This is a genomic window from Rhizobacter sp. P3_C12 (assembly GCF_056402735.1).
In genome coordinates, this window is the sequence record NZ_JBFUGW010000350.1 from 1 (window position 1) to 5,545 (window position 5,545).

General features: G+C 68.0%; 6 protein-coding genes. 4 read left to right on the top strand and 2 right to left on the bottom strand.

What is annotated here, in order from left to right:
• Positions 1-40: 40 nt before the first annotated feature.
• The gene (locus AC1DXV_RS30680; RefSeq protein WP_477868185.1) at positions 41-1,132 is read left to right on the top strand and encodes a hypothetical protein; all 1,092 of its coding nucleotides are present in this window, start codon (positions 41-43) and stop codon (positions 1,130-1,132) included.
• 55 nt (positions 1,133-1,187) lie between these two features.
• The gene (locus tag AC1DXV_RS30685) at positions 1,188-1,931 is read left to right on the top strand and encodes a sulfite exporter TauE/SafE family protein (RefSeq protein ID WP_477868187.1); all 744 of its coding nucleotides are present in this window, start codon (positions 1,188-1,190) and stop codon (positions 1,929-1,931) included.
• On the opposite strand, the gene kefC is transcribed toward AC1DXV_RS30685, so the two are convergent.
• The gene (gene kefC, locus AC1DXV_RS30690; RefSeq protein WP_477937234.1) at positions 1,932-3,782 is read right to left on the bottom strand and encodes a glutathione-regulated potassium-efflux system protein KefC; all 1,851 of its coding nucleotides are present in this window, start codon (positions 3,780-3,782) and stop codon (positions 1,932-1,934) included.
• Positions 3,782-4,417, bottom strand: a complete 636-nt coding sequence (gene kefF, locus AC1DXV_RS30695; protein WP_477937236.1) for a glutathione-regulated potassium-efflux system oxidoreductase KefF — start codon at positions 4,415-4,417, stop codon at positions 3,782-3,784. The genes kefC and kefF overlap by 1 nt, the downstream gene beginning before the upstream one ends.
• 92 nt (positions 4,418-4,509) lie before the next feature.
• On the opposite strand from kefF, the gene AC1DXV_RS30700 reads away from it, so the two are divergent.
• Together AC1DXV_RS30700 and AC1DXV_RS30705 are read left to right on the top strand one after the other, a co-directional pair.
• On the top strand, positions 4,510-5,127 hold the full coding sequence (locus AC1DXV_RS30700) for a nucleotide-binding protein (RefSeq protein WP_477937238.1): 618 nt from the start codon (positions 4,510-4,512) through the stop codon (positions 5,125-5,127).
• Positions 5,127-5,545: MaoC family dehydratase (locus AC1DXV_RS30705; RefSeq protein WP_477937240.1), on the top strand; the 419-nt coding region annotated here is incomplete at its 3' end. The genes AC1DXV_RS30700 and AC1DXV_RS30705, both read left to right, overlap by 1 nt.

Consider the following 5,545-nt stretch of genomic DNA (forward strand, 5'->3'; position numbering starts at 1 on the left):
CTGAACCACACATGCCTTCCAAATATGAAGGTTGCATCCAATGAAAAGAATACGCCCAGAAAATCGTTCAGAGTCGCCGGATCACTCCTCCGCTCCTCTCTGGTCGCCGGCCCCGAAGATACGCGCGACAGGCCGCGTCCCACCCCAGCAGTGGGCGGAATGCCTTGCGCAGAAAGACCTGCCGTCGATCATCGAACTGCTGGGGCAACAGCACCTCGATGAGCGCGAGATCGATCTGACGGGCCAGAACCTGAATCTCGAGCAGGTCGAGACGCTTGCGCTGCTGGTGGAGCATGCGGAATGCCCTGCGTTCGCATTGAATCTCGACGGCGCAACTGCTCCGACGATCAGCTGCTTCCTTGAGGGGGCCAAGCTGCACAAGCCGCTGACCCTGCTGAATCTTCGCGGCTTCAGGGTGGTCAGCCTTGGTCGGAGCTTTCATGTTCAGACCAGACATATTGCGGCAATTGCCAAGCTGCTGGGCCCAGGCAGCAAGCTGCAGATGCTGATTCTTGACAGGCAGAAGCTCATCAAGAACAGGGGTGATTGGGGTATCTATCCGGGGCCTAAAACAGCTGATGAATACAGATTCAGAGACCTGCTGTCGGCCGTCGCTTCAAGCGAGAGCCTGGAGATGCTGAGCCTTGCGGATTGCTTTCTGTCTCACTCGGATCTGAAGGTCATCGGCAAGAAACTGTTCAAGCCGGACAGGCCATGCAAGCTGACCACACTGGTGCTTTCAGGGAATTTCAGGGAACCATTGAGCCCCATCGGCATCGACGGCGCTCGCGATGGGGCCAGCAAATTTCTCGAATCGGCGGCGCATGCCCGCTGCCTTGAAAGCCTGGATCTCGGTGATTCCCTCCAGCGCGACGCGGATGTCGACGCCGACTTGCTGGCACTGGCAAAGCAGGTCAAGACCTTGTGCCATGTGACCGTCTCCGCCGATGGAGAGCAGGGCCTGCCGCCGCAGGTGCGGGAACAACTGAAGGCGAATCGTCGGCAACCTCTGGTGCCGGTGTTGGAGATGGCACTGTGTGTGCGACCGCATCTTCTGCCTCGGGACCTGATCGAGGAGGTCAGGAAGAAGATCTTGCGCATCCAGCTCCTCGAGGCAGCGCATACGGTCTGACGCGGTTGCGCGGCGTCGCTTCGCGCGACGCCGCCGGGCGGGGACAAWGCCCGCCATGATTTCCGATCCCTGGTTCTATGCGGCCGCCATCCCGGCCGTGCTGTTGATGGGCCTCTCCAAGAGCGGCTTCGGTGCCGGTTTCGGCTCGCTCGCGACGCCGCTGATGGCCTTGTCGATCACGGTGCCGCAGGCCGCGGCCATCATGCTGCCGCTGCTGCTCGTGATGGACGCGGTCGGCGTGAAGGCCTTGTTCCAGCAGCGCGACAAGGCGCTGATCCGGCTGCTGATCCCGGCCGGGCTGCTCGGCACCGTGCTCGGCACGCTGTCGTTCGGGCTGCTGCAGCCGAAGACGGTGGCCGGCATCGTCGGCGGGCTGACGCTGCTGTTCCTCGCGCAGCGGCTGCTGTTCCCGCCGCGCGCCGATGCGCCGCCGCCGCCGCGCTGGCTGGGCTTCGGGCTCGGCATCGCGTCGGGCTTCACCAGCTTCGTCGCGCATGCGGGCGCACCGCCGGTCAGCGCCTACGTGCTGCCGCTGCGCCTGCCGCCGCTGATCTTCACCGCGACGATGGCCACGTTCTTCGCGGTCGTGAACCTGTCGAAGTGGATCCCGTACGCCTTCCTCGGCCTGATCGACATGCGCAACCTCGGCACCTCGCTGGTGCTGATGCCGTTCGCGCCGGTCGGCGTGTGGATCGGCATCCGGCTCGCGAAGCGGATCGAGCCGACGCTGTTCTATCGGCTGGTGTACGTGGGCATGTTCCTCACCGGCGTGAAGCTGCTGTACGACGCGTTGCGGTGATCAGGTGGCGGCTTCCTCGTCGGGCTTCTCCGGCGCGCCCCCCCAGCCGGCGCGCTGCTTGCGATCCAGCGCCGCGGCGCGCTCCTGCGCGAACAGCGTCTCGAGCTGCTGCCGGCCTTCCTTCGCGACCGCGATCAGCCGCTCCTGGTCGCGCGCATGCGGGCGCATCGCCTCCAGCTGGTCGATGCTGTGGCGCCGGAACCGCAGCGCCAGGTTGCGCGCCTGGTGCGGTTGCCAGCCCAGCAGCTCGAGCGTGCTGCGCGCCGTCATCAGCGCCGAATCCAGCGTCTCGCGCTCGATCAGCGTGACGCCCAGTTCGCGCAGCCGGTAGTAGTGCCGCACGTTGCGCGCCCGCGCGACGATCGTCAGCTGCGGGAAGTTCTCGCGCACCAGCGTCGCCACCTCCACGCTCTGCTCCACGTCGTCGATCGCCAGCACCAGCACCTTGGCGGTCGCCGCGCCGGCGGTGCGCAGCAGGTCGAGCCGCGTCGCGTCGCCATAGAACACCGGCCAGCCGAAGCGGCGCAGCGCCTCCAGCGCCTCGGCGTCGTGCTCCAGCACCGTCGGCGTCAGGCCGTTGGCGAACATCATCCGGCCGACGATCTGCCCGTAGCGGCCGAAGCCGGCGATGATCACCGACGCATCCTGCTGCTCGCTGAGCTCGGGGATGTCGCTGCGCTTCTGGCCCGCCAGCGTCGGCGTCCACCAGCGGTCGGCGGCCACCAGCAGCAGCGGCGTCAGCAGCATCGACAAGGCCACCGCCGCCACCAGCAGCGACGAGGTCGGCCCGTCGATCACGCCGGCCTGCGTGGCGGTCTGGAACACCACGAAACCGAACTCGCCGCCCTGCGCCAGCAGGATGATGAACRCCGGCCGCTCGGCCTTCGGCAGCGGCATCCCGCGGCCCATCGCCCACAGCACCGCGGCCTTCACGCCGAGGAAGCCGCCGACGATCAGCGCGATCAGCAGCGGCCGCTGCATCACGATCGAGAAGTCGATGCTCATCCCCACCGCGATGAAGAACAGCCCGAGCAGCAGCCCCTTGAACGGCTCGATGTCGGTCTCGAGCTCGCGCCGGTACTCGCTCTCGGCCAGCAGCACGCCGGCCAGGAAGGCGCCGAGCGCCATCGACAGCCCCACCGTCTGCATCAGCGCCGCGGTGGCCACCACCAGCAGCAGCGACGCGGCGGTGAAGATCTCGGGCGTCGCGCTGCCGGCGATCCAGCGCAGCGTGGGCCGCAGCAGCAGCCGCCCGCCCAGCACGATGATCGCGACCACCCCCAGCGCCTTGCCGGCCCCGAGCCAGAAGCTGCCGTGCTCCGGCGCATCCGAAGGCCCGGCCAGCAGCGGCACCAGCGCGAGGATCGGGATCGCCGCGATGTCCTGCAGCAGCGCCACGCTCAGCAGGCTCTGCCCCGAGGTCGTCGCCATCAGGTTGCGCTCGCCCAGCACGCCCAGCCCGATTGCCGTCGACGACATCGCGAGGCCCAGCCCGCCCACCAGCGCCAGCTGCCACGGCACGCCGGCCGCGACCGCCGCGCCGAGCAGCAGCGCCGCCGAGCCGAACAGCTGCACGCTGCCCCAGCCGAAGATCGGCTTGCGCAGCGCCCACAGCCGCTTCGGCTCCAGCTCCAGCCCGACCAGGAACAGCATCAGCACCACGCCGAACTCGGCGAAATGCAGCATGTCCTGCGGATCGGTCACCAGCCGCAGGCCCCAGGGCCCGATCAGGATGCCCGCGGCCAGGTAGCCGATGATCGAGCCCAGCCCCAGCTTCTTCGCCACCGGCACCGCGATCACCGCGGCGGCCAGGTACACCAGCCCGCCTGTCAACCAGCTGCCGTGTTCCATCAGGCGCTTTCCGCCACAGCGGCTTCGGCCGCATCCGTCGGGCGCGCCGATTCGGGCACCTCGCAGTCGATGCAATCGTCCAGCCCGGCCAGCTCCGGCCAGTTCGGGTAGCTGCCCAGGTGCTGCACGAAGGTGTCGGCATGCGCCTGCAGCTCGGCCGCGCCGACACGGTGCGCGCCATGCAGCACCAGCGGCGGCAGGAAGCGCATGCCGCACAGCGCGGCGGTCTGCTCGTAGGGCGGCAGGAAGGCGTCGAAGTGGTAGCGGTTGTAGCTGTCGGGGCGGTAGGAGTCGTCCGGGCCGCCGGTGGACGAGACCAGCCACAGGTCCTTGCCGCGCAGCGCGTGGCCGTCCGGCCCGTAGGCCCAGCCGAAGCCCAGCACCTCGTCGACCCACAGCTTCATCAGCGGCGGCATGCTGTACCAGTGGATCGGGTGCTGCCACACGATGAGCTTGGCCTGCAGCAGCAGCGCGCGCTCGGCCTCGATGTCGATCAGGTAGTCGGGGTAGAGGCGGTACAGGTCGCGCACCGTGGCATGGCCGGATTTCTTGGCGGCCTTGTAGAGCGTGCGGTTGACGCGCGACTGCTCCATCTGCGGATGGGCGGTGAGCACGAGGACTTCAGAGGGGTTCATGGCAGGAGTGGACGGCGGGGGTWAGTATTGGTAGCCCAACAACGATAGTGTTCGTTAACATAACCGCAAACAAGGATCGTCAGGAGCAGTGCATGCCAGTGATCGTGGTGGCCAATCCGAAGGGCGGGGTCGGAAAGAGCACCTTGTCCACCAACATCGCAGGGTACATGGCCCAGGCCGGACATGCCGTGATGCTGGGCGATGTCGACCGGCAGCAGTCGGCCCGCACCTGGCTCTCGCTGCGCCCCGCGAACCTGCCGCCGATCACCGGCTGGGAGCTGACCCACGAGGAGGTCGTCCGCCCGCCCAAGGGCACGACGCACGCGGTGCTCGACACGCCGGCCGGCCTGCACGGCAAGCGCCTCGACGAGGTGATGAAGCTGGCCGACAAGGTGCTCGTGCCGCTGCAGCCCAGCATCTTCGACATCCACGCGACGCACGCCTTCGTGCGCGAGCTGCTGGCGCGGCGGCGGGGCGACAAGGTGGCGGTCGCGATCGTCGGCATGCGGGTGCGCGAGGGCACGATCTCGGCCGACCAGCTGCGCAGCTTCCTCGAGACGCTGCAGGTGCCGCTGCTCGGCTTCCTGCGCGACACGCAGAACTACGTGCACCTGGCCGCGCGYGGCCTGACGCTGTGGGACGTGGCACCGAGCCGCGTCGAGCGCGACCTCGAACAATGGCAGCCGCTGCTCCAGTGGCTGGACGCCTGATGAAGCGCTTCGAACGGCTGGCCGAGCTGCAGGCCCTGGTGGGGCAGGAGATCGGCCTGAGCGACTGGATCGAGGTCGACCAGCGCCGCATCGACCAGTTCGCCGAGGCCACCGGCGACCACCAGTGGATCCACGTCGACCCGGTGCGCGCGGCGGCCGGGCCGTTCAAGACCACGATCGCCCATGGCTTTCTCACGCTGAGCCTGCTGCCGGAGATGTTCGCGTCGGCCTTCGAGGTGGGCGACACGCGCATGGGCGTCAACTACGGGCTGAACCGGGTGCGGTTCCCGTCGCCGGTGCCGGTGGGCAGCCGCTTGCGGGGCAGTTTCAAGCTGCTGGCCCATGAACCGCTGGATGGTGGCGCCCAGCTGACGATCGAGGTCACGATGGAGCGCGAGGGCTCGGCCAAGCCGGTGTG

What these genes read in the sequence shown, in the direction of transcription:
- AC1DXV_RS30680 (WP_477868185.1), top strand. Translation starts at nt 41, where the DNA reads ATGAAAAGAATACGCCCAGAAAATCGTTCAGAGTCGCCGGATCACTCC.
- AC1DXV_RS30685 (WP_477868187.1), top strand. Translation starts at nt 1,188, where the DNA reads ATGATTTCCGATCCCTGGTTCTATGCGGCCGCCATCCCGGCCGTGCTG.
- kefF (WP_477937236.1), bottom strand. Translation starts at nt 4,417, where the DNA reads ATGAACCCCTCTGAAGTCCTCGTGCTCACCGCCCATCCGCAGATGGAG.